General features: G+C 38.7%; 25 protein-coding genes. 11 read left to right on the forward strand and 14 right to left on the reverse strand.

Annotated features, from left to right (window positions below; all coding sequences use genetic code 11):
* Positions 1–11 precede the first annotated feature (11 nt).
* A complete protein-coding gene (locus MKX62_RS19335; protein WP_067209295.1) occupies positions 12–437 on the forward strand; it encodes an acyl-CoA thioesterase in 426 nt (141 codons plus the stop codon).
* Entirely contained in the window at positions 437–739 is a 303-nt protein-coding gene (locus MKX62_RS19340) for a hypothetical protein (RefSeq protein WP_187044836.1), read from the forward strand. Before MKX62_RS19335 ends, MKX62_RS19340 begins: the two co-directional genes overlap by 1 nt.
* A 110-nt stretch (positions 740–849) precedes the next feature.
* Here the strand turns inward: MKX62_RS19340 and MKX62_RS19345 are convergent, their stop codons facing one another.
* Both MKX62_RS19345 and plsY read right to left on the reverse strand, forming a co-directional pair.
* A complete protein-coding gene (locus MKX62_RS19345; protein ID WP_067213944.1) occupies positions 850–1,143 on the reverse strand; it encodes a HesB/YadR/YfhF family protein in 294 nt (97 codons plus the stop codon).
* A gap of 37 nt (positions 1,144–1,180) precedes the next feature.
* On the reverse strand, positions 1,181–1,783 hold the full coding sequence (plsY, locus tag MKX62_RS19350) for a glycerol-3-phosphate 1-O-acyltransferase PlsY (protein ID WP_067209301.1): 603 nt from the start codon (positions 1,781–1,783) through the stop codon (positions 1,181–1,183).
* 300 nt (positions 1,784–2,083) lie between these two features.
* Between plsY and parE the strand changes: the two genes are divergently transcribed.
* The 3 genes from parE (at position 2,084) to MKX62_RS19365 (ending at position 7,983) form a co-directional block, all read left to right on the forward strand.
* A complete protein-coding gene (parE, locus tag MKX62_RS19355) occupies positions 2,084–4,060 on the forward strand; it encodes a DNA topoisomerase IV subunit B (RefSeq protein ID WP_067209303.1) in 1,977 nt (658 codons plus the stop codon).
* Entirely contained in the window at positions 4,057–6,486 is a 2,430-nt protein-coding gene (parC, locus tag MKX62_RS19360) for a DNA topoisomerase IV subunit A (protein WP_340742124.1), read from the forward strand. The genes parE and parC overlap by 4 nt, the downstream gene beginning before the upstream one ends.
* Positions 6,487–6,762: 276 nt before the next feature.
* Positions 6,763–7,983 (forward strand): MFS transporter, encoded by a 1,221-nt coding sequence (locus MKX62_RS19365; protein WP_187044838.1) that lies wholly within the window; start codon positions 6,763–6,765, stop codon positions 7,981–7,983.
* A gap of 66 nt (positions 7,984–8,049) precedes the next feature.
* Here the strand turns inward: MKX62_RS19365 and MKX62_RS19370 are convergent, their stop codons facing one another.
* Positions 8,050–8,628 (reverse strand): Fic/DOC family protein, encoded by a 579-nt coding sequence (locus MKX62_RS19370; protein ID WP_187044839.1) that lies wholly within the window; start codon positions 8,626–8,628, stop codon positions 8,050–8,052.
* Positions 8,612–8,788 carry a Zn-dependent hydrolase gene (locus tag MKX62_RS19375; protein ID WP_187044840.1) on the reverse strand — a complete coding sequence of 59 codons (177 nt, stop codon included), beginning with the start codon at positions 8,786–8,788 and terminating at the stop codon, positions 8,612–8,614. Before MKX62_RS19375 ends, MKX62_RS19370 begins: the two co-directional genes overlap by 17 nt.
* A 190-nt stretch (positions 8,789–8,978) precedes the next feature.
* Between MKX62_RS19375 and MKX62_RS19380 the strand changes: the two genes are divergently transcribed.
* The 6 genes from MKX62_RS19380 to MKX62_RS19405 all read left to right on the forward strand — a co-directional run bounded on the left by MKX62_RS19380 (position 8,979) and on the right by MKX62_RS19405 (position 14,141).
* Positions 8,979–10,187: an MFS transporter gene (locus tag MKX62_RS19380; RefSeq protein WP_187044841.1), complete on the forward strand. Its 1,209-nt coding sequence runs from the start codon at positions 8,979–8,981 to the stop codon at positions 10,185–10,187.
* A gap of 103 nt (positions 10,188–10,290) precedes the next feature.
* On the forward strand, positions 10,291–10,725 hold the full coding sequence (locus tag MKX62_RS19385) for a GNAT family N-acetyltransferase (protein ID WP_187044842.1): 435 nt from the start codon (positions 10,291–10,293) through the stop codon (positions 10,723–10,725).
* Positions 10,726–11,045: 320 nt separating this feature from the next.
* The gene (locus tag MKX62_RS19390; RefSeq protein ID WP_187044843.1) at positions 11,046–11,621 is read left to right on the forward strand and encodes a LysE family translocator; all 576 of its coding nucleotides are present in this window, start codon (positions 11,046–11,048) and stop codon (positions 11,619–11,621) included.
* Positions 11,622–11,646: 25 nt separating this feature from the next.
* Positions 11,647–12,423 carry a helix-turn-helix transcriptional regulator gene (locus MKX62_RS19395; RefSeq protein ID WP_187044844.1) on the forward strand — a complete coding sequence of 259 codons (777 nt, stop codon included), beginning with the start codon at positions 11,647–11,649 and terminating at the stop codon, positions 12,421–12,423.
* 242 nt (positions 12,424–12,665) lie between these two features.
* Positions 12,666–13,598, forward strand: coding sequence for an MBL fold metallo-hydrolase (locus MKX62_RS19400; protein WP_338656691.1), 933 nt, complete (start codon positions 12,666–12,668; stop codon positions 13,596–13,598).
* A gap of 159 nt (positions 13,599–13,757) precedes the next feature.
* On the forward strand, positions 13,758–14,141 hold the full coding sequence (locus MKX62_RS19405) for an FAS1-like dehydratase domain-containing protein (RefSeq protein WP_187044846.1): 384 nt from the start codon (positions 13,758–13,760) through the stop codon (positions 14,139–14,141).
* 377 nt (positions 14,142–14,518) lie between these two features.
* On the opposite strand, the gene MKX62_RS19410 is transcribed toward MKX62_RS19405, so the two are convergent.
* The 10 genes from MKX62_RS19410 to MKX62_RS19455 all read right to left on the reverse strand — a co-directional run bounded on the left by MKX62_RS19410 (position 14,519) and on the right by MKX62_RS19455 (position 23,024).
* On the reverse strand, positions 14,519–14,893 hold the full coding sequence (locus MKX62_RS19410) for an rRNA methyltransferase (protein ID WP_067209323.1): 375 nt from the start codon (positions 14,891–14,893) through the stop codon (positions 14,519–14,521).
* A gap of 52 nt (positions 14,894–14,945) precedes the next feature.
* Positions 14,946–15,731: an LAGLIDADG family homing endonuclease gene (locus MKX62_RS19415; protein ID WP_340742125.1), complete on the reverse strand. Its 786-nt coding sequence runs from the start codon at positions 15,729–15,731 to the stop codon at positions 14,946–14,948.
* Between the two features lie 1,128 nt (positions 15,732–16,859).
* Positions 16,860–17,036 (reverse strand): hypothetical protein, encoded by a 177-nt coding sequence (locus MKX62_RS19420; RefSeq protein WP_156476021.1) that lies wholly within the window; start codon positions 17,034–17,036, stop codon positions 16,860–16,862.
* A gap of 16 nt (positions 17,037–17,052) precedes the next feature.
* Positions 17,053–17,619, reverse strand: a complete 567-nt coding sequence (locus MKX62_RS19425) for a GNAT family N-acetyltransferase (RefSeq protein ID WP_340742126.1) — start codon at positions 17,617–17,619, stop codon at positions 17,053–17,055.
* A 111-nt stretch (positions 17,620–17,730) separates the two neighbouring features.
* The gene (locus tag MKX62_RS19430; RefSeq protein ID WP_340742127.1) at positions 17,731–18,282 is read right to left on the reverse strand and encodes a GNAT family N-acetyltransferase; all 552 of its coding nucleotides are present in this window, start codon (positions 18,280–18,282) and stop codon (positions 17,731–17,733) included.
* 142 nt (positions 18,283–18,424) lie between these two features.
* Positions 18,425–19,231 (reverse strand): GNAT family N-acetyltransferase, encoded by an 807-nt coding sequence (locus MKX62_RS19435; RefSeq protein WP_340742128.1) that lies wholly within the window; start codon positions 19,229–19,231, stop codon positions 18,425–18,427.
* Between the two features lie 690 nt (positions 19,232–19,921).
* Entirely contained in the window at positions 19,922–20,956 is a 1,035-nt protein-coding gene (gene fni, locus MKX62_RS19440) for a type 2 isopentenyl-diphosphate Delta-isomerase (protein ID WP_156476023.1), read from the reverse strand.
* 55 nt (positions 20,957–21,011) lie between these two features.
* Positions 21,012–21,836 (reverse strand): plasmid pRiA4b ORF-3 family protein, encoded by an 825-nt coding sequence (locus MKX62_RS19445; RefSeq protein ID WP_340742129.1) that lies wholly within the window; start codon positions 21,834–21,836, stop codon positions 21,012–21,014.
* 94 nt (positions 21,837–21,930) lie between these two features.
* On the reverse strand, positions 21,931–22,299 hold the full coding sequence (locus tag MKX62_RS19450) for a hypothetical protein (protein ID WP_187044852.1): 369 nt from the start codon (positions 22,297–22,299) through the stop codon (positions 21,931–21,933).
* A gap of 212 nt (positions 22,300–22,511) precedes the next feature.
* A complete protein-coding gene (locus MKX62_RS19455) occupies positions 22,512–23,024 on the reverse strand; it encodes a D-glycero-alpha-D-manno-heptose-1,7-bisphosphate 7-phosphatase (RefSeq protein WP_067209342.1) in 513 nt (170 codons plus the stop codon).
* Positions 23,025–23,703: the final 679 nt, after the last annotated feature.

Here is a 23,703-nt window from a genome sequence, read left to right on the forward strand (position 1 = left end):
AGGTGATGGTAGTGTTTATCAGTGAAAAAGAAATTGAAATCAGATATGCAGAGACAGATCAGATGGGAATCGTCTATCACGCGAATTATTTAGTATGGATGGAGATCGGACGTACGAAGTTGATTGAGGACTTAGGCTATACATACGCGCAACTGGAGGCAGATGGCTTCTTGTCGCCGGTGACGGACTTATCTATTCAATATAAGGCAGCGATGAAATACGGACAGAAAGCGACTGTACGGACGTGGGTAGAGTCACACGGAAGGCTACGTACAACTTATGGCTATGAAATCCTCCATGAGGACGGCACAATTTCAGCAACAGCAAAATCGGAACATGTCGTCGTGAGAAAAGGCTCATTTCGTCCCGTTTCCCTAAAGAAAATCGCGCCAGATTGGGATGCTAAATATACAGAAGTGAAGCGATGTAAAGACTAATGGCATTTGGGATACAGCGTGTAGAACTGCGAGCTTGGAAAAAAGCAGTTAGTGAAGGGGAAATGGCATTTTTAACTCATTACTGGCTTGATGAACGCTTTCCAGGATACAATACAGTAACCAAAGCAGGTTGCGCAGATATCAGCAAACTTGTCGAATGGGGCAAGCAATATGGATTGAAGCGGGAGTGGATCGATATGAGGGAAGATTATCCTCATTTTGATTTGTTTGGTAAACACGAACGAGACATTTTACTTAAAGAAGGACTCCATAATCAATTAAAACGGTTCAATCTACTTTAATGAGTGTGTAGTATAACAGTTTCAAGTTTTTTGGAGTTAATAATTGTCTATTGTCAGCAAAGCCTTACCTACTCATAAATAAATGAAGAAAAGCGTGAGGCATATGGCCATCACGCTTTTTCGTATGAATAAATAAGTTCATGCAGTTTAGGATCCACATTGACATGTAGGTCATGACCAAGGAAATACCATTTGTCTCGGCTTTCGATATAATAACGAACACTATTATGCTCTGTTTCAATGGCTACTTCATCCGGTTGCTCTTTCGTTACACCAAGTGAAAAGCCTGCCTGAATCGAACTGGATCCACCGTATCTTGCAAAAAAGCGGATAGCATCACCAGGTTCAGCTTCCATCTCCTCTTTAAACCACAAAAGCGCTTCTTTCGACAAAATAATCTTCATTGGAAACACCAGCCTTTCCGTTGCTACATCCATTGTATTATAACCACTTCACTTTTGGCTCGGTTCCTGCTTTGATCCGACCGATATTCTCCCGGTGACGATAGAAGATAAAGGCACCGAAAAGACCAATCATCACCATCAAATAAATATCGCCTGTTCGGAGGTAAAAATAGATACTGTATACAAATCCAACGACAGATACGATCATTGATGATAAGCTCACCATTTTCGTTACTTTTAAAGCGATGAAAAATGTTGCGAGCACAATGATGAAAACAGGCCATTCATAGGCAAGCAACACACCGCCGGATGTCGCTACAGCTTTGCCACCTTTGAAATGGGCGAAGACGGGATACATATGTCCGACGACTGCAAGAAGTCCTGGAATAAGAGGGTGGACGCTAACACTGTCGAAAATAGGCAAGAGCGGCAATAATGCAGCTGCAGTACCTTTTAAAATATCCAGAATAGTTACGGTAAGTCCCGCTGTTTTGCCGAGTACACGGAAGGTATTCGTACCACCTAGGTTGCCGCTACCATGTTGTCGGATGTCGGTCTTGTAAAAAAGTTTCCCAACCCAGAGTGCAGAAGGAATTGAGCCAATTAAATAAGCAAGTAGTAAAAGTATGATAAGTTCCATTGACGTACTCCTTTTTTAGTTTGTCTATGTATAGACCTAGTTTAGCAGAACCGTGAAGTTGCGACAATGGGCTTCATGTGAAGAATGAGCGAACCAAGTTAAGCAGTTATAGCCTGATTTCTGATTTTTGTACCCCTAACAGCTGATTTGAGAGACGAACAATTTCCTGTCTTCGTTGCAATAAAAGTCTATCTTCTATACAATTAATTGAGCAAGCTTCCGAAAACGTTGATTTGACAAGCTTTAAAGGAAGCAGTACGATTATATAATAGAGAACATTTGTTTGATGGAGGTTGCACTTTGACGAAAAACGTAGATAATTATACGTATGATGATGATTCGATACAAATACTTGAAGGCCTCGATGCAGTACGAAAAAGACCAGGTATGTACATTGGGTCAACTGATTCCCGTGGACTTCACCACCTTGTCTATGAGATTGTAGATAATGCGGTAGATGAGGCGCTAGCGGGATTTGGTAATGAGGTAGACGTTACACTTCATAAAGACGGAAGCGTCAGTGTGCGGGACTACGGGCGGGGGATGCCAACAGGAATTCACCAGTCGGGTAAACCAACGACAGAGGTAATCCTGACCGTTCTCCACGCAGGCGGCAAGTTCGGACAAGGCGGATACAAAACAAGCGGTGGACTTCATGGCGTTGGCGCATCAGTCGTAAACGCATTGTCAGAAAAACTCGAAGTCACGATTTTTCGTGACGGCAAAAAGTTCTGTCAACGCTTCGAAAAAGGTGGTAAGCCAGCCACTACACTTGAACAAATTGGAACAACACGTGAAAAAGGGACGCTCATTCATTTCAAACCGGATGCGACGATCTTCTCTACGTTAAAATATCATTATGAAACGATTAGTGAACGCTTACGGGAGTCTGCATTCCTGTTAAAAGGCTTGAAAATCGAGCTAAAAGAAGAAGGAACGGACAAGCATGAAATCTTTCAATACGAAACTGGCATTGAAGCTTTCATCTCTTATCTGAATGAAGAGAAGGACGTTTTGCATGAGGTAGCTTACTTGGAAGGCGAATCAGAAGGCATAGAGGTCGAATTTGCGTTCCAATTTAGTGATGGTTACTCAGAAACGATTTTATCATTTGTGAATAACGTTCGAACAAAAGACGGTGGAACACATGAAACCGGTGCCAAAACCGGTATGACACGTGTATTTAATGAATATGCAAGAAAAGCGGGTTTATTAAAAGAAAAAGACAAAAACCTTGAAGGTGCGGATATCCGTGAAGGTATTGCGGCAATCGTATCAGTCCGTATACCGGAAGAAATTTTGCAGTTTGAGGGACAGACGAAAGGCAAACTCGGGACAAGTGAAGCAAGAGGCGTAACCGATTCAATCGTTTCGCAAAAACTTCTGTATTTCCTTGAAGAGAATGCAGATTTAAGTGCGTCCCTCGTACGTAAAGCAATTCGGGCGCATCAAGCACGTGAGGCGGCGCGAAAAGCGCGCGAAGATGCGCGTTCAGGTAAAAAGAGAAAAAGATCAGATACACTACTATCGGGTAAATTAACACCTGCGCAATCCAGGAATGCTGCGAAAAACGAACTCTACCTGGTCGAAGGTGACTCTGCCGGCGGCTCTGCAAAACAAGGACGGGACCGTGTATTCCAGGCAATCCTTCCATTACGAGGGAAAGTACTTAATACTGAAAAAGCAAAACTCGAGGATATCATGAAAAACGAAGAAATCAATATGATTATCCATGCAATCGGGGGCGGCGTAGGATCAGACTTCCAAGTCGCAGACATCGCTTATGATAAAGTAATCATAATGACGGATGCGGATACGGACGGTGCACATATTCAAGTGCTGTTGTTGACGTTCTTCTACCGTTACATGAAACCGCTAATTGAAGCAGGAAAAGTATATATTGCATTGCCTCCTCTTTACAAAGTTTTCAAAGGGACAGGGAAGAGCGAAAAATTTGCATATGCATGGACTGAAGGCACAGAACTTAATAAAGCGATAGAGAAAGTCGGCAAAGGATATATGCTCCAACGCTACAAAGGTCTTGGGGAAATGAATGCCGATCAGTTATGGGAAACGACTATGGATCCTGAAACACGTACATTGATCCGTGTAACGATTGAAGACAGCGCTACAGTTGAACGTCGAGTAACGACACTAATGGGCGATAAAGTAGAGCCAAGACGACGCTGGATTGAAGAGAACGTCGATTTCGGTACACAGGAAGAGCACAATATTTTAGACAACGAATTTTTGCACGTTGAGGGGGATTTTGAATGACACCATCAGAAAGCTACCAAGACCTTCCCCTGGAAGAAGTGATCGGTGACCGGTTTGGACGATATAGTAAGTACATCATCCAGGACCGGGCATTGCCTGACGCACGCGATGGCTTAAAACCCGTTCAGCGGCGTATTTTGTATGCGATGTTCCACGAAGGTAATACACATGAGAAAGCATTCCGGAAATCCGCAAAAACAGTCGGGAATGTCATCGGGAACTATCATCCACACGGTGACACATCCGTCTACGAAGCAATGGTACGGATGAGCCAAGATTGGAAACTGCGTCATATGTTAGTGGAAATGCAAGGAAATAACGGTTCAGTCGATGGAGATTCGGCTGCTGCAATGCGGTATACAGAAGCACGCCTTTCCACAATAGCAGGGCAAATGCTACGTGACCTGGGTAAAAATACTGTCGATTTCATACCAAACTTCGATGATACTGAACCTGAACCAACTGTTTTACCCGCAAGATATCCAAACTTGCTCGTCAACGGTTCAACAGGTATTTCTGCAGGATATGCGACGGATATCCCGCCACATGCGCTTCATGAAGTACTTGATGCGGTCCTTATGCGGATGGACAAACCGGATGTTACGGTCGATGAATTGATGACAGTTATCAAAGGACCTGATTTTCCAACTGGCGGTACTATCCAAGGAACAAACGGTATTAAAACAGCCTACGAGACCGGAAAAGGACGCTTTATCATCAGATCGAAGTCGTTCATCGAACCCTTAAAAGGCGGTAAATCGCAAATCGTTGTGACGGAAATCCCATATGACGTTAACAAGGCAAATATGGTGAGGAAGATGGATGAGCTTCGTCATGATCGAAAACTAGATGGTATCGCAGATGTCAGGGACGAATCGGACCGGACTGGCCTCCGTGTTGTCATAGAGCTAAAAAAAGACGTCGACGGTAATGCGATCTTGCAATATCTTCTTAAAAATACAGACCTGCAAGTGACGTATAACTTCAACATGATTGCCATCTCTGGGCGCAGACCGACATTAATGTCACTGCCGATGTTGCTTGATGCCTATATTGGCCATCAAAAAGAAGTTGTCACACGTAGATCCCAATACGATATCCAAAAAGCGCAAGACCGACTCCATATCGTCGAAGGGCTTATGAAAGCTTTATCGATTTTGGATGAAGTAATCAAAGCGATTCGCGCATCAAAAGACAAACGTGATGCTAAAAATAATATCATCTCAAAATTCGAATTCTCCGAAATACAAGCTGAAGCAATCGTTTCGCTACAGCTTTATAGACTGACGAACACGGATATTACTGAACTTCAGCAGGAAGATGCTGAACTCCGAAAACTGATTGAACAGCTTGATGCAATTTTGAAAAGTGATAAAAAACTTTCTGCAGTCATCAAAAAAGAGCTCCTTGACATCCGTAAACAATTTGCAGAACCAAGACGCTCTGTTATCGAGGAAAAAATCGAGGAAATTAAAGTCGATCTTGATATCCTTGTTCCAAGTGAAGAAGTTATTGTATCCGTCACAAAAGACGGCTATGTGAAACGCACTAGCGTCCGCTCTTACAGCGCTTCAAACGGCACGGGACAGGAAATGAAGGAATCCGATTATACGCTATTAGAAGCGCCAATGAACACGCAGCATCATCTCTTGCTGTTCACTTCTGCAGGGAACTATCTCTATCAGCCTATTCATGAGTTGCCAGATATTAGATGGAAAGATCTTGGGCAACATATCTCAAGTATCATCCCACTTGGGCAAAATGAAACGATTGTTGCAGCGATTGGCCTTGAAAACTTCGATGAAGAAGCGTTAATCGTCACAGCATCGCAAAATGGGCTAATCAAACAATCAAAACTTGCCGATTTTAAAGTCCAGCGCTATTCAAGGTTGTTTAAAGCGATGGGCGTGAAAAAGGATGATGTAATGATTGACGCAAGGCTCGTTAGGGGGGACGAAGATGTTATCCTCTTCACACAGCAAGCCTATGCGCTACGCTTCGCGCTTACTGAGTTATCAGTAACAGGTATTAGGACTGCCGGTGTACGCGGCATTAACCTTAAGGATGATGACCTGCTTGTTGCTATGGAGATTAATTCAGATGACGGGGCTTCCGTCTTAATCGCGACACAGCGAGGCAGCGTGAAAAGAATGGGCTTAAAAGAGCTCGAAAGTGCTTCCAGAGCGCAAAGAGGTAATGTTGTTCTGAAGGAACTGAAGTCAAATCCGTATCGTGTTAGCGGGGCGTTAATGGTGAAAAATGATGAAATTATTGTTTTAGCGACGGAAAAGGGAAGTAAAATCCCTATCTTAGCAGGATCATTGCGACCAGTTGACCGCTATTCAAACGGTAGTAGTTTAGTCGATGAGAAAAAAGATGGCAGCATAACACATATCTACAAGGATCCAAAAGCTGAAATTGAATAAATAACTTTAAAAGTCATGGGAGTATCTTCCCATGACTTTTAATTTTTTCTAACGTATAATAGTTCGATAAGCGAAACAAATTGCACGTTCAAAAAGAGAACTTGTACTAGATAGGTTGAATGATTGATTTCATTGAATTACGCTTCGGCTACCACTGTCAGGCGCCTACGCTAGTTTATATACCGCATTCAATTCTTCAACCTATATAGAATATGGCACACCCTATAAAAGTGTGAACTTTTTGAGTAATTATTAATAATAGAACGGGGATAGGGTATGTGGAAAAATAGAAACATTTGGATAATATTAACGGGGGAAATGATTGCAGGCTTAGGATTATGGACGGGAATAATCGGAAATCTCGAGTTTATGCAAGAAAAAATCCCTTCCGATTTCGTTAAAGCACTAATAATGTCAGCAGGACTTCTTGCGGGAATTATTGCGGGACCGCTAGCAGGGAAAATCATAGACCAATCAAAGAAAAAAACCGTACTTCTTATATCAGGCGCAGGGCGTATGCTCAGTGTTATCTTTATGCTGATTGCTATATCAACCGGATCTGTTTGGTGGATGGTTGCATTCATGGTTAGCATTCAACTATCTGCTACCTTTTACTTCCCTGCACTGCAGGCAACCATTCCGCTTGTCGTCAAAGATGATGATTTGCTGACGATGAATGGGTGGCATATGAACGTTGCTACGATCTCACGTGTGCTTGGTACGGCCTTAGCGGGCATTATGCTCGTCTACTGGTCGCTCATGTCGCTCTACTGGATATCTATGATTGCTTACGGGGCCCTACTACTATTTACAATGATGTTGCGCATCGATGAGGGAGAGGGAAGAGAGGCCAAAGTGAAATCGGTGGGTAACAAGGGTGGATTCATGGAAGTTTTTCCTGTGTTGAAAGCATATCCTGCTGTCGGCATGACACTCATTATGACGCTTATTCCATTGCTTTTCATCGGATCATTCAATCTAATTGTCATTAATATTAGTGAAATCCAGGATTCTGCATCGATTAAAGGACTTATTTATACATTTGAAGGGGTAGCATTCATGGTCGGAACATTTGCCGTGAAGTATATTTCTAAAAAATGGCGCACGACGACAATCTTATTTTCCTTTGCAACGATGGTAGCAGTAGCAGAATTCATGCTCTTTTTTGCAGACAGTATAGTAATTACGTTAAGTGCTTTTGCCGTACTTGGATTTGCCTTAGGTTGTTTTTTCCCAACAGCAATGGTTATATTTCAGAAACAGATGCCAAAAGAGTACCATGGCCGATTCTTCTCGTTCCGCAATATGTTAGAACGGGTTATGTTCCAGGTCGTTTTACTAACAGCAGGTGCATTTCTCGATATTATCGGATTGCAATCAATGGTTATCATTTTCGGATTAATCAGTTTAAGCATGACAGCAATTTTCTTTGTTCAGATGAAAAAAAGAAATATCATATTAGAACAACCCAAACAAATCGCCGCAAAAAGTATTTAACTTTTTGCGGTTTTTTCTATACATAATGTAAAAAACGAACTTTCCATTTTGGAAGTTCGTCGGCATTTAATCTATGGGTTTTAATGTATCTAGCAATAACTTTTCAAGGAAATCTTCACTTGTTACTGCACGTATCATAGCTCGCATGTATTCGTCACGATCGATTTTGTCATATGTCCATAAAAATCTTTTGGACTTCGCAAAGGCTTGTAGGAAAATACGAATTGTTCGACCATTACCTTCACGAAATGGATGCAGCATATTCAGCTCTGATTTGAAATAAGCCAACCTTTTAACTGCATACTCTAGAGTATCCCAGTCAGGTTCATTGTCTAATTGAGTGAATAAACTAGACGCGTACGCCTCCATATATTGTACTTGGCAAAAGCGAGTATTACCTTTCATCAATTGCAAATCACGGAATTGTCCCGCAAACGAGTAAATGTCTTGGAATAAATGTCGGTGAAGTCCAACAAAATTGATGAGCGAAAAATCCATGATGTTGTATGCGCCTTGTTCAATTTGAGTTGCACGAATCGAGAAAGTAAACGCCTCGGCCTGCTCAAGCTCAGCAAAGTTTGTCACACCTAACAAATTTGTGGTTAAAAGATAATCGTCATTTTCAAATTCATTGTATTTCGCCATTTGCCAAAGCTTCCTTAATCAAAGCAGGCGTTACTGGCATACCCGAATTGACAATTTCAAGAGCTTTTTGTTGCAGCGAATGACTTAAATGTAAGTTTTCAAGCTGCATATTTTTCAATACGCGGTTAAACTCAGGAGAATTTAATTGAATTTCCTTCACACTAAACGACTCCTTTCTATACTCTTTAATTATAAGCTTTTTAGCAGAATTTATCCACTTAATCAAGTGGGGTTCAACTTTTCACCCCATAATATCCACATTATTGCCCCAAAACTAACTATTTCTACCCCAAAAATTTGATAAGCTTAAATTAGAAATTTAGGGCATCGAAGAATACAGGGAGATTTCAATGAAAATTTGGAAGAAGTACTCACTTCTGTTAAGTGGTATAGGCGTTTCATTTTTTGGAAACTGGGTTTATTTAATTGCGTTAAATATTTTAGTACTAGATATGACTGGTTCAGCGGCTGCGGTCGCAGGGATTTACATTGTCGGACCAATTGCACGAATGCTGACAAATTTCTGGGCAGGTTCCATCATTGATCGTGTTAATAAACGAAAATTGATGGTCTTAGCAGATGTCCTAAGGGGTTCGCTTATTTTACTTGTTCCATTTCTTGATTCGCTGTGGATTGTCTACTCCATTCTATTTGCGACAAATATCGCTGGAGCATTTTTTGGTCCAAGTTCGACCTTTTATATCACAAAATTTGTGGTTGAAACCGATCGAAGAAGTTTTAACTCGATCATGAGTATGATGAATTCAGGTTCATTTTTAATCGGACCAGCACTAGCCGGTGTACTCATCGCCTTATTTGGTACAACTTGGTGTGTGATTTTAAACGCGGTTACGTTCTTTTTCTGTGCATTTTGTATTGCAAGGTTGCCTGACGTAGAAAATGAAAACTTAAATCAACGTGAGCCAATTACTTTGAAGATACTGGCTTCTGATTGGCAAGTTGTAAAAGGGTTCATTAAGCAGGATCCTTATTTTATGAAGGTTTATTTGCTGTTCCAGACCTCGCTTATGATTGCTTTTGCTTTAGATTCCCAAGAGGTCACATTTATCAAGCAGGATCTAGCACAGTCTGACCAACTATATGGCCTCATCGTCAGTATTGCAGGTGTAGGTGCATTAATAGGCGCAGCGGCTTCAGCCGCCTTTGCAAAGCGCTTCTCATTGCAATTGTATTTAGGTATTGGAATGGTCTTAACAGCAGTCGGCTATTTGTTGTTCTACAGTACAGTTGATTTTTTGACGGCAACAGTGGCTTTTATCTTTTTAGGATTCTTTATGGCATTTTGCAATGCAGGCTATGATACTTTTTACCAGAGTAATGTACCGACAGCGATCATGGGACGTTTTGGTAGTTTGGCGTCGATGTTCCAAAGCTTTATGCAAATTGTATTTACCTTTACCCTAGGACTGATTTCTGAGTGGTTCTCACTACAAACGGCAGCTATTGGATTCGCTAGTATCGCAGTAGTCATGACGCTGTTGCTTTGTATTCAAGTCTTTAGTCAGCAGCATAAACATTATTATGAAGAAGCAGATTGAGGGAACTAAGTAATGTAACTTAATCAATAGGGAAGAAGAGATTTATGTTGGTATTTATCGATGTAATAGGTGCAGGTTACTTTACTTTGAAAGGGGTGATTACATGGTATTAATACGATATGCACATGGAACAGATTTAGCTGATATAACTTCTCTTATGTCTGAATTAGGGTATGAAACAACCGAAAGGGAAGTAACTAAAAGATTATCGAAGTTAAATTGCAATCCTGATTATCATACTCTTGTTGCGGAAATTGATAATCAAGTAGTAGGACTACTGGGATTATACATTGGGCTATCATATGAATTTAGTGGTTGTTACGGTAGAGTTGTCTGCTTAATAGTGAATCAACACTATAGAAAAAATGGTATTGGTAAACAGCTCATCGCAAGAGCAAAAGAAATCATTATTGAAAAAGGTGGAAGTGCAATCACTTTAAATAGCGGAAATAGAGCTGAAAGGGAAGATGCTCACTCATTTTATTTGAAAAATGGTTTTACTGCTAAAAGTACAGGATTTGTAATGAAGTTCAGCTGATTTACTTTTTTAAATCAGCATAGAGTGACTTAAAAAACGTTCATCAAGCATCGGTAAATGCTTGATGAACGTTTTTTAAGTTTTTTTACAAGGACAGGAACCTCTAAACACTTGGACACGAGGTCCGAGTTCACCACATATATTCCCCAATGACTAGTAAAATCCATCTTTTAATCTGTGCTACAGAATGAAATACAACATATCGGCATCCTGAATTTGTAGAGTTAACATTACAGAAGCTTTAATCCTGCAATAACATACTATAGCCACTAAATATAAAGATGTATAGTTACATGAGAAAACGTGAAAGGAGTTTACTCATGAATATTACATCTTTTTTAATATACTGTTTTATTATTACTTTCACACCAGGACCGACTAATATCGACATACTATCCACTGTGAATAAGCATGGGACAAAAAGGGCAATGCAGTATACATATGGAGCAACGATTGCTTTTGGTTTATTGCTTGCCCTATCTGCTATGTTGAATACAATGCTTATAACGGTAATTCCGAAAATTTTGATTGTTATGCAGATAATCGGAAGCATTTATATGCTCTTTCTTGCTTATCAAATCTGTAAAACGGATAAATCAAAACAAACCGTAAACCAGACTGGGACCTTTATGTCAGGATTTCTCATGCAGTTTTTAAATCCAAAAGTAGTAACATTTACAATGACTGTATTTCCTAGCTTTATTTTGCCCTATTATACCGCAATTCCTGCGGTAACAATAAGTGTTATAGTTATAACACTTATTGGGTTTTTAGCATTTATGACATGGGTTCTTTTCGGTACAATCTTCAAGAAGTTTTTACAGAAGCATGAAAAAGTTGTTAATATTATTATGGCATTATTTTTAGTTTATGCTGCAATCATGATATGGTTGTAGGAATGCTAATGTTGAGGTGAATTAAATGGACAAATTTATCTATAAAAAATCGGCGGGTATTACTGCGTTGGCTGCAAGTATCACTGACTTTACATATAAAAAGCACTCTCACCAGGAGTATGCAATAGGGGTAACATTGCGTGGTATTCAAGAGTACAATTTAGATGGCAGTTTACAATTATCCTATCAAAATGGTGTGATGCTTTTTAATCCAGAACAGGCACACGACGGAATGGCACATGATGAGACAGGCCTTGATTATGTCATGCTCTATATTGAACAACAACTGCTGTTGGAGGTCATTGAGAAAAAGGATTTGGTGCGTTTTTCAACCCCCATTGTGTATGATCATGGACTTGAACAAAGAGTATTACGTCTATCCCATGCGATATTAAATGAAAAAGACGAGACTTTGTGCAGTGAATTACTAATATCCCTCACAGATAGCCTAATTCAAACTAATCTTTCCACGGACACTAAAAAAGACGACTCTCTAATTAGAATAGCAAAGGATATGCTGCATACCAACTTGGAAACTGTCATTAAACTTGACGAGATCTGTGCAGAGCTTAATATATCGAAGTTCCAGTTTATCAGGTTATTCAAGGCTCATACTGGTATCACACCATACCAATACTTTCTTAACTGCAAGATAGAACATGCAAAGCAGTTATTAGGTAAAAATGGAGATATTTATTCAGCAGTAGCTGAATGTGGTTTTGTTGATTTAACCCATTTTAATAGACACTTTAAAAGCGTCTATGGAATAACGGCATTTGAATATATGTCTCATTTAAATTAAAGAAAAGATTTTCGTATTAATTATTATTTCATCACCAATGTTAATGGAATAGCATGCTGAAATACTACTAGACAGATATCATATTGTTAGACTTGGTTCTTGTCAGGTCGGTGTGTAAATAAGGTTAATTCAAATCTGATAGATGTGGCAGAAAGAATTGTTTAGTCATTGAATTTAAGGAGGAATGGCTTCTGAAAAAATCCAATATTATTTTCTTTGAAAGAAAATTTCCAAGTGCAAATATGATTCTTATTAAGGATCAGCTCCCGATTCTTATTGATACTGGTTTTGGAAGTGATGTGAAAGATACTGAGCTATTAATTAAAGAAGAAGGTGTTTCACCAGAAGAATTACATCTCATCGTTAACACGCACTATCATAGTGACCATGTAGGCGGCAATTATCAACTTCAAAAAAATTATGGCGTTAAGATTGCTGCTCATAAATGGGAAGCCGATTTAATTAATTCTTGTGATACTGAAGCATGCGGTTCAGAATGGTTAGATCAGCCTGTGGAACCTTATCGGGTCGATCTAAGGCTCTTGGATAACGATGAGATTAATACGGGAAGGAGAACCTTCAATGTCCTGCATACACCTGGACATACGTTAGGGCATATTTCTTTATATGAACCTGAAGAAGAGATATTAATTTGCGGGGATCTCTTTCACAAAAATGATATCGGATGGTTGAATATCTTTCGCGAAGGTGTTTCATCTATCCAACGATCACTAGAAAGTTTGGATCGATTGTCTATGCTCCGGATTCAGCAGGCATATTCAGGGCATGGACCTCAAATGGAGAATCCCCTGGCCGCCATTGATGCAGCGAGGAAACGGTTTGAAAAGTGGCTTAGTATGCCAGACAAAGTTTCATGGCATGCCTGCAAGAGGATTTTTTCATTCACACTAATCATTAAAAACGGATTGGCAAAAGAAGATATCGGTAACTATCTACTAAAATGTGGCTGGTTCCAAGATTTTGCACGCTACTCTTTCCAGGTTCAGCCAGAAGAATTTATTCAAATCCTGCTCGATGAAATGATTCGTTCCGGTGCAGCTAGCTGGCACAACAATTATTTAATCGCTACCGCGCCATACCAAGCACCACAAGAGAAATGGATGAATAAGAACATAAAACCTAAAGATTGGGAACCCCATTACTTTCTCACATAAATAAAATAGGTGGGAAGTGGATGGAAAACTGTTGAATCTTACCTGATAGTAATAGTCTCTTTTTATAACGAAGAAGGATAGTTGAATACCGCTCTCAATAGTCATAATATTCACACCTAATAAACGACACAGTATAAAACCTTCAGGGGGGAAATTTATATGCCATTAAAAGTAGGAGATATAATTACGTTTGAACGGTCATTTACAGTAAGGGATGTTGAATTATTTATAGAGATTTCAGGTGATGAAGGGATTCATCACTTGACCCCAGATGAACAAGGAAGACTTGTAGTTCAAGGGTTACTAACGGCAACTTTGCCAACAAAAGTAGGTGGAGACAATAATGTGCTAGCTCGTACGATGAATTTTGAGTTTTTAAGGCCTGTTTTTACTGGTGATACAATAATTTGTGAAGTTAAAATCGAAAAATACGAAAGGCAAGAAAATAAAAACAATAGAACAGCTATTACTGCATCTTTTGTATGTGAAAATCAGGATGAAAAAGAAGTATTAAAAGGGGACTTTTCAGGCGTAATACTTTAACATTTTCAACTTTCATGAAAACTCTCGTAACAGTCTGTGGTACAGTGTTTTTGCTGTATGGATGACAAATGGGTAGCGTTAGTAATTATCAGGGTCTTGTAATTAAGATGACGAAAGACGATTGAAAATTAAATGGATTAGCTAATATTTATTAGATGCCTGAATAAATAAGTGTTAACCAATGAATCCATAGGGTTTTGTACAAATAAACTAAACAAGAAAGTCTAATTAGTATAGGTTTTCTTGTTTAGTTAGTTTAAACATTCTTGTCATTGTACAATTTCCGTTTTATCTCACTGTTTCAAGTATACTTATCGAATGAAACGCAACTACCGATAATATATATTATGACCATGTAGTTCTATGAACTCGTAAATTCATAGCTCTATCCTGTATCTATGACTAGATTTCTTTGCATCTTCAACATCTATGAACTGAACGCTATATTCTATCACATCATTTAGGAATAACTTATGCGCTTTGGCAAACTGCTTAACCTCATTAAGCAATTCTTTATCACAGCTGTTATTGAATGCTATTCGATCTTTTGGCCGAGTATCTTTATTATATGAGATTTGATTTTCAGACAATAATGACTGTAATCCACTTTCAATTAAATAGTTAACGTGCGTGTTATTTTCTTTTGCAACGGATCTAAGATCTTCCAATATTGATTGACTAATATTAGTGACAAAATTGGTCCTTGCTGTATCCGTCGTTTGAATCAATCTGCCATCTACAAGCTTCCACATAATTAATTCACTCCTTATCAAATTTCAAATTTAATTCTGGACTCTTTACTTACTATATGAAATAACGTTGTGACATTCGCTGTCTTTTGTGTAAGATAAAATTATCAGATGCTGCATTATTATATATAATTTCCGCAAGTTTTGGAAGCTCGTATTTGCCTTTTACCCAAATACGATAAATATAATTTCCAGCCGGACTTACTGTTATCGTGATTTCTGAACGTAATTGCCATGATTGAAATACGAACAAGAGCCTAGCTGCAAAATCCTGACTGCCTGACGTAACATTCATAACGTAACCTGATTTTTGTACCCAGCCATCCCCATCAATAACGCCTCTTACAAACGACGCTAAATATTCTTCTGGCACATTGGGAAATGGAACTGATAATGATTTATTAGAAATTATCCCCAACATTTTAAGATCCTTTTTAATCTCTTTAGAATTAATGATTAAAGTTGGTGTAGTTTTTGTTGGCCCTGTAGCTGCAAGCACATAGTCTGCCTCCATGTACTTGGCAATCAATTGAAGAATACGTTCATCTTTTTGAGAAAAGTACATGCTATGGAGTTGTTTATTCACATGTCCATCTGTCACGAATAAACCTAACACCCAAGCCATTTCGTGTGTCCATACTTTAAAATAGTCTTCATTCACTTTATGCTTTCTAGGTTGGCCAGAGTATTGTTCTCGATTCATTGAAATCCCATGCTTATACATCACATTCCGAATTGCCGGATCGGACAGGCCGACGATTGGACCCATTTCTTTAAACGACATGCCACTTTTATACATTTTAATAATGGCTTCGTCTGTCATACCTGGATTTCTCGACACAGCCTTCACTTCCCTCCTATTAGCTTGATAGATGAGCCATTTCTTAATAAATGAACGATTTTTCGTTGATTACATTCAATACCCTCAACAAAATATGCTCATTTACAGGGTATAGAACTAGTGTTCTATTCGGGCTATATATACCCAAATTACGAGTTTTTAAACAAAAGAATCTAAAATAACTTTTTTACTTGGATAATATAGACTGGTTTTGTTTAAAATATCGTTTTGTTTCCACAATAAATTTCGAACATGGTTTCTTACCTCTCAATTATGTTCCTACCGATAGGAACATACGTTCAACCCTCGTGATTTCGGCACTTAAATTAGAATAATCCAATTTACCCCAAAACCAAAACCACGTGTGCTCTTGGTTTTTCCACAATGAATAGCCGTATAGACCAATGTTTTCGCCTGCATTAGGATTGCTAAAAAAAATAGCATTCCCTTATTTAACAATTCTGCTTCGTTATTACGGACGACTTTCGCTTCCGCCGCCTTCTCATTAATTTGTACTCCTACGAGCTGTAGAGCATCTGATTCTTCGTAATAGGCTAACTATATCCTTTTTCGAGATTGCCTGCTTATACGAGCTTGTACGCTGGTCTGCGATGAAGATTTAACATCGTTTGAACACATTGTTAGTTAAAACCTTCAAAACTTAAATTTCCTCAACAGTTAACTTACTTTCAACCTCATTAAACAATAGTTGTTTTTCTTCTGCCGTTCAGTCACTTTGTGTTTTTAATTAGTGTTCTTTTAATTCGCTAATATAACAAACGTTTACTGCATTGGAAATGTTAAATAATTGGTGTTAGTTGGATAAACGCTGTATGCTCCCCTATTTTCATTTCCGCCCCCACTATATCGTGGTCTTCACAATATCAATGCGCATTTTGATTGTTTACCGAACTAAGCGCCTTATTTTTTATGATGATGTTAATAGAGTTAAGGTGCACTTAATTGATCGACTTCGAGACTTCATAAAGAGTCTGTTAGGCCGCCTTATCAAAATTCATTTTAATTGCCCAAAAGCGTCTTCTCGATTGTCTTACGTGCCATTACCAATTAAGGCGTTGGATTGTATGAACTATTATCGACTTACTTAAACTCACAATAGCTCATTGATCAATATTTTATATATGGGGTTTCCAATTTATTGAGTACATTTCCCATGAAAAGAAGGTCCATTGCTATTTTATTAGCAATGGACCTTCTTTCTTTTATAATGCTTTTACCGATTTGACCTAAGTAATTGACAATAAAGCGGAATTCCTTAATAAGCGCATTCTCTTCCGCCGCCATTTGTATTTCCTCACTATTACTTAGTATCTATGTAGTCAATATTGAGATCTGCTTTTATGATTGAGTACATATATAAATCATCGAATTTACCACAAGTAAATTCATAATGTCTCAGTAATCCCTCTCTTCTAAATCCTTGCTTTTCTACTAGCTTTTGTGACGGGAGATTCGTCGGTTCAATCAAAGCCTCAATTCTTTCTAACTGATAGTGTTGATAGCCATACTTAACAACGGCTTCCAATGCTTCACTAGCAATCCCTGTACCCCAGTGATCTTTGCTTAATTCATATCCGACTTCAGCTCGATGATGTTTGGTAAGCATATTAAGAAAGCCACAACTTCCTATAACCTCACCAGAGTCTTTTAGCGTAATCCCCCATCTAATTCCTGTACCATCTTCGTATATCGATTTATACCACCTTATTTCATCCTGAGCATCTTCTACTGTTTGGCAAGGTGCTAACCCCATAGGTGTCACAACCTCTTTATCCGATAGATATTTAAACACATCATTAGCATCCTTCGCTGTTACTTCTCTTAAGATTAATCTTCTAGTTCCAATTATTGGAAATTCTTTTCCCATTAAATTAACCTCCACTCAAGTTTTATCACATTGAAACCTATCATCCATTCTTTAAGGGTTCTTTTACTATAAGAACCCTTAAAGATTTTCAACTGTTCAAATAAAACCTCATTATTTATTACTCTTGTTCCAATCCTTAGCTAGCATTCCATAAATAATATGGTCCACGTAATGGTCACATAGCCATTCGGCTTCTCGAACACGGCCTTCCTCTGTGAAATTCAATCTCTCTGGAATAGCTCTACTCTTCGTGTTTTCTTCAGCCGCCCGGATCTCGACTCTGTTTAAACCCAACTCACCGATCGCATGATTCACAAAAGCCCTAACCGATTTAGTCATTAATCCTGAGCCTTCATACCCTTTTCCTAACCAGTACCCCAAACTCGTCGATTTGTTGTTCCAATCAATTTTGTGAAATCCAATTACACCAGCAATTTGTTCTTCAAACCAAATTCCTGCTTGAAACCCATTATTATCACTAAATTGTTTCATGGTTCCCCTGATAAAGGCCTCCGTATCTGCCGAGGATTTAGTACTATCAATGAATGGTAACCATTCTCTCAAACTATCTTTGGATTGATTTGTTAACATAAATAATGGCTCTGTGTCATTTAGATTTAGCATTTTCAATTTTGTTTTTTCATCAATTTTATAAGTAAACATAAAAACCTCTCCTTTAATCAAAATAGCTGAGTCATTCCGTAGATAGAGTCTAAGTTATCAAGTCCCCCCTATTTAGCACTAACTGTGTGTACCAACAATCGTTTACAAGCATATTCACCGAATGTCGACTCAAGAAAGAAGACTATTGTTTTACCCAAATTGCCTTTGTATAGACAATTTTCATTCCTACTCTTTCCATATTGTTTTGACTAATGGAACCGAATCTGGCTTGCCCTACAACTAACTTGCTGTTTAGTGTATTAGCATGACGAATACGTTCTCTAATCAAAGCATTTTGTACTCCTTTATATCTTAAGTGTGGAACAGTAGCTGCCGCCGCAAGAGTAGCTATCCCGTCTTTAATGAACAACACACCAATTCCAGCGGGTTCATTTTCAACAATTGCAAGATAAAAAGTCCAATCTTCATTGTCATATAAGATTTCATTATTTTGAGCAATCCCACTTTGTAAAAATCCAGGCATTTGAAATCCTTTTGCATAAATTTCTGCAAACGTATCAAATTCATTTTTCTCCAACCTGCGGATTAAAATCTTTGGATTAATTGGCGCTAAGTCTTGGGACAGCGAAGCATATAGAGTTGTATGAAAGTCTGACTGATAAAATCCTGCCTTATTGAGATAAGTAAGGAAATCTGAAGAAACGTGTGCAGGAGTCAACTCAAAACGCACAGGAATTTCTCTGTCATTATAAAATTCGATTAGTTGATCTACAAACTGCTCATCGCCATCTTTTAACCCTTTAATCGTATTAAAAGATGGCCCTGGAATATTTTTGACTGAAAATGCTGTGGCATTTCCAAACCTTTGTATGTCGACTCCCATAGGGTTACCTTTTATTTCTTGTACAGCAGTCAGCCTTGAAAGCAGTGCATCAACTTCGGATTGTTCTATTTTTTCAGCTAGTCCTTTAGTCAATATAAGATTCACACCTGACACACCCTTCCTCAATTTGATTACTACTGGGCTCTATTAGTCTACTAGTTATACCTTCCGTCTAATAAATCACTAAATAATTCTTTTTTTATATTCTCATCCCATTCACTACTATTCTCCAACACAAAAGCACAACAACCACTTAAAAAATAACGCATATAATTCGGATTTTTTGGTTATTTAATGTAAGCTGCTTGTCCGTCAATAGCTATAAATTTATCCTCTTTAGACAATTAATCATTCCTACATTTAACATTTCAGAAAATTATAGCATATATAATTAGTCGAGTAACCCATCTCGTAAAACAGATATACTATAAGTAATGACTCCAAGTCCTATCACAGCTAAACATTTTAGTAATAAATTATTAGATTCAATTGGAATACCTATGGATTTTGAGACATTTCTTCGCTTTAATCTCATTAAAGCAAAAAAAGAGCTTAAATTCAGCTCTTTTTCTTTATAGGGTAACTATCATTCTGTCTTCTCTTGCCTTTCAATCTTCTCTCACAGTGCCTCTTCTGCATATACACTCATTGACCATGTCTTCTTCTTTGAAAATCACCTGCAATGTATTCAGTAGATTATTTGGCAAATTTCCCGCTCGGTTTCTTCAGGGTGATTGTAATCCCACAGCGCATCGAAGTCTGCCATAACTCACTATCCACATAGTATTCTAGATGTTAACGGATCTGGTAACTGACTCTATCCGTCTCTTTCAACTCAGCCAGCGAAGCCGACCCTATACCGAACATTGCCATCCGTAGTTCCAATTCCCTCGTTTCCATCACTTCCAAGACATCCTCCATAGACTGCGTGGCTTCCTTCAGAATCGATCTGCCGAATCCGACCATGTCTGCACCAAGTGCAATGGCTTTGGCTCCATCTAGGCCAGTATGCATTCCACCGCTTGCGATTATTGGTTGCTCCACAATTTTACCCCTTACCGAAGTAATGCATTCGACTGTTGGGATGCCCCAATCACTGAACGCTTCAGCTGCTTTTCTCTTTACTGTAGATGTTGAACGAAACTTTTCGACCTGACTCCATGATGTGCCGCCTGCCCCCGCTACGTCGATAAAGGAAATGCCTGCATCGCATAAACGTTTAGCTGTGGCCCCGTCAATTCCCCACCCAACTTCCTTCACACCAACTGGCACTCCCAACTCACTGCAAAGTCGTTCAATTTTCTCCAATAAATCTTTGAAATCCGTATTTCCTTCTGGTTGAATCACTTCCTGAATACTGTTCAAATGGAGGACAAGTGCATTCGCCTCTGTTATGTCAATGATTCGGCGACATTCATCTACGCCAAAGCCATAGTTAAGCTGAACCGCGCCTAAATTAGCGATTATCGGGATGCTCGGTGCATATTTCCTTACTTGAAAAGAAGCTCGATGTTCCGCACTTTCTATCAGCGCTCGTGTCGAACCCAAAGCTAATCCCCAGCCTCTTTGTTCTGCAGCTTCGGCAAGATTCCGATTAATTGTTTCTGCAAATGCAGCCCCGCCCGTCATCGAACTGATAATAAATGGTGTTTTGCAATCATGACCTAAAAATGTCGTATCGATTGCGATATCATTGAAATTGATTTCAGGCAACGCATTATGGATAAATTTAACCTTCTCGAAGCCGGTTGTGATAGTGTCACCCGTTACTTGCTCATTCAACGTGATTTGAATATGCTCTGATTTTCTTTGGTTAATTGGTATAGTCATTTGAAAACACTCGCCTTTCTCCATGGTGTTAGTGATTACTCATTAATTACTTTAATTAGTAGAAGTCACTGTATTGCTCTGGTGCCTCTCCCCTTGTCTCTTGCACATAAGGATTAAGTATTTGTTCAGCATTCTCGTTTATGTCATCTACTTCTATTAAAAATGTCCATTCGTCACCATAATCGTAAATATACAGAAACTTTTGCCTCGTGATAAAACCAACAGCACCAATTTGTATTTTAGAAGCATCCGCATGACCAAAGTCATCATTAGGAGATGCGATACAATCATGTGACCATTTTTCACCATCCATGAAAAAAGAATACAGATGATCATCGTCAAATTCAAATGCTTTGATAATGATTTGATGGAAATCGTCCATTGTATGCTTAGCTGAAAAAGTTAGTTTTCTCCATATTTTATTTGTTAGTGAAACCTTAAACGTGTAACGACCATCAATGAATTGCTTTCGGTTTCTAGGCAAGGTATGCATCAATTCATCTTTTGAAAATAAATTTATAAAAGGTTGAAAAAATGGCTGGGCGCTTTGGTCTTCATCGGATAAATACGCACCGAATCTCCCATCTAATATTGAACCTGGTATAACATTGAACTCTCCATCTTCCCGACGCAACGCGATATTCCATGCACATACGTTTCGCGAAATAAGTAAAATAGGCATCATTTGAGTACCGAACTGCGTAACCTCAATCTTTTTGGCGTAATATACACTTTTGCTATCACGTTGTTCTTTACGTTCTACATCCTCTTCGCAAATCCATAAACCCAACCACTCAAAATAGAGATTGAAGTAATACCAATCATATGTACAACTTGCTAGTATCCGCCCGACATCGGTTTTGGGTTCTTCACTACCCAAGTTCGTCCTGGCTCATCCCGACTTAATATAGAAAACACTTCGGGGAGCGTTAAAGCTATTGAATTATGTTGTTTATCCTGAAGTCTCGCCCAATTCACATCGACCCAGAACGTTTCGAGTAAAAAAAGTATTTTTCTACATCTGTTAATTCTTTATACAAATCCATTCTTTCTGTTACTTTCAGTTGGAGCGGTCCCGATTTTACCGACACCTTTTCCAGCAAACATCCGCTTAAAGCCAAGTGATAGATGAAATGGATGAAAGAATAATAGGCCTGTTCAGTATACGATGTACAATCCTTGGTTCTTATGGTCATACGTTCATTAATCGCGGGCAGATGCTTTCTTGATATGTACTCTTTTGCCTTTGTTAGCTGAACTACATGTCCGCTTATATAGCTAACAAACTCATCAAAATCAGCTACTAAGTTGATTGGAATTGATTCATTATTCATAGCGTTCAATTTTATAACCCCTTTTCCCGTTGGATCAGATAGGATTATTATTATTCCAATAGACAATTCCTAAAATGCTTTCCTACGCTTTTGTCTAATTATACAATTTCCTCACTCGAAGTTGTAGTTTCGTCTCGCCTCTTAGAGTCATCACTGGTTAAGAATACGAAATGATGGCTGATAAAGAGGATAAGCGATTACATATCTTATAAGGAGTGAATTTATATATAAGCGAGTACCTCTTTGAGATTGTCCAGAACGTAAATGTTTTTCATATTGGAAGATGAACCTACCCCTATTCCAAACCCCTTCATCTTCATGTTGATAGCTAGTTCTACATCAACGATTGAGTCGCCAATCATAAATGATTGATCAATATTTATATTTGGGTATTTCAGTATTGCATTCATAATCATCCCGGTTTGAGGTTTTATACAATCACAACCTTCATCCCTACTGTGAGGACAGTGAAATACATCCAGGATTTTTATTTTATGACATGATAATTCATATAGCATCTTTGCTGTAATGTCATGGTACTGCTCTAATGATATAAATCCTTCGTTTATTAGATATTGGTTCGTGATGATAATTATTTCATAGCCTCTTTGGTCAACGCTCTTTAAAGTCTGAACTGAATCGGCTAAAAACACAGGATTCTTTATATCCGTCCACTTGTGGTCAGGATAGTCTTCAATAATAGTCCCATCCCTATCAAAAAATGCGACCTTCAATTAAATCACTCCTTATTTTTTCATTGATTCATGGGTGATAACACCGCCTGCCTCGTCAACTTGCGTGAAGCTGAAAACTCAAGTAGATTTTAACAAGAAGCCAATTCGAGTATAGAAAAATTTGGAAGTCGGCTAGTAAGCGATGTAAAATAATAAGTGAGTTTCTAGGGTGGTAAAGATCGGAACTATTCCCTTTAAGCTATTTACTTAAATCCAAATATACTAATAAGTTGTCAGGGGCGCAATTCAAACGTATAATGAGGATATAGCTTGACTAGAATAAAAAAAGATTGATCGATGTTGTCGCATCAATCAATGCAATAGTCGGTTCCCTACAAGGGGATCAGCACTTACGGAGTGAGAATAACCCATCCCTATGAGCCGTTAACTCAAGGATGGGTTATTTTTTATGGTTAAATGACAGAATCAACACAATTAAAGTTGCGAAAGCTACAGCAAACATTAACGTTTCAAAAACTGACATCGACATCACCCCCTTTCATGGGGAGTGAGCCGACCACCCTTGAGTCACCTATTCTATTACCTCTTAATTATACCATACAGACGTTCTTAGATTAACTAATAGTTCATGATGAAATAACTCTTCCACTTTTGTCTGCCAGTACTTCCCCAACGATAGTCTCTTCAGATTTCATACTTCATACCGTCCCGCTGTTAT

Source organism: Sporosarcina sp. FSL K6-5500, from assembly GCF_038005665.1.
GTDB classification, from domain to species: domain Bacteria; phylum Bacillota; class Bacilli; order Bacillales_A; family Planococcaceae; genus Sporosarcina; species Sporosarcina psychrophila.

Excerpts from the sequence above, each read along its gene's own strand:
- fni (WP_156476023.1), bottom strand. The coding sequence starts at position 20,956 with ATGACTATACCAATTAACCAAAGAAAATCAGAGCATATTCAAATCACG.
- MKX62_RS19380 (WP_187044841.1), top strand. The coding sequence starts at position 8,979 with ATGAAAATTTGGAAGAAGTACTCACTTCTGTTAAGTGGTATAGGCGTT.
- MKX62_RS19420 (WP_156476021.1), bottom strand. The coding sequence starts at position 17,036 with ATGGCGGCGGAAGAGAATGCGCTTATTAAGGAATTCCGCTTTATTGTC.
- MKX62_RS19405 (WP_187044846.1), top strand. The coding sequence starts at position 13,758 with ATGCCATTAAAAGTAGGAGATATAATTACGTTTGAACGGTCATTTACA.
- MKX62_RS19385 (WP_187044842.1), top strand. The coding sequence starts at position 10,291 with ATGGTATTAATACGATATGCACATGGAACAGATTTAGCTGATATAACT.
- MKX62_RS19425 (WP_340742126.1), bottom strand. The coding sequence starts at position 17,619 with ATGGGAAAAGAATTTCCAATAATTGGAACTAGAAGATTAATCTTAAGA.
- MKX62_RS19395 (WP_187044844.1), top strand. The coding sequence starts at position 11,647 with ATGGACAAATTTATCTATAAAAAATCGGCGGGTATTACTGCGTTGGCT.
- MKX62_RS19430 (WP_340742127.1), bottom strand. The coding sequence starts at position 18,282 with ATGTTTACTTATAAAATTGATGAAAAAACAAAATTGAAAATGCTAAAT.
- MKX62_RS19400 (WP_338656691.1), top strand. The coding sequence starts at position 12,666 with ATGATTCTTATTAAGGATCAGCTCCCGATTCTTATTGATACTGGTTTT.
- MKX62_RS19370 (WP_187044839.1), bottom strand. The coding sequence starts at position 8,628 with ATGGCGAAATACAATGAATTTGAAAATGACGATTATCTTTTAACCACA.
- MKX62_RS19365 (WP_187044838.1), top strand. The coding sequence starts at position 6,763 with ATGTGGAAAAATAGAAACATTTGGATAATATTAACGGGGGAAATGATT.
- MKX62_RS19345 (WP_067213944.1), bottom strand. The coding sequence starts at position 1,143 with ATGAAGATTATTTTGTCGAAAGAAGCGCTTTTGTGGTTTAAAGAGGAG.
- MKX62_RS19390 (WP_187044843.1), top strand. The coding sequence starts at position 11,046 with ATGAATATTACATCTTTTTTAATATACTGTTTTATTATTACTTTCACA.
- plsY (WP_067209301.1), bottom strand. The coding sequence starts at position 1,783 with ATGGAACTTATCATACTTTTACTACTTGCTTATTTAATTGGCTCAATT.
- parC (WP_340742124.1), top strand. The coding sequence starts at position 4,057 with ATGACACCATCAGAAAGCTACCAAGACCTTCCCCTGGAAGAAGTGATC.
- MKX62_RS19340 (WP_187044836.1), top strand. The coding sequence starts at position 437 with ATGGCATTTGGGATACAGCGTGTAGAACTGCGAGCTTGGAAAAAAGCA.
- MKX62_RS19410 (WP_067209323.1), bottom strand. The coding sequence starts at position 14,893 with ATGTGGAAGCTTGTAGATGGCAGATTGATTCAAACGACGGATACAGCA.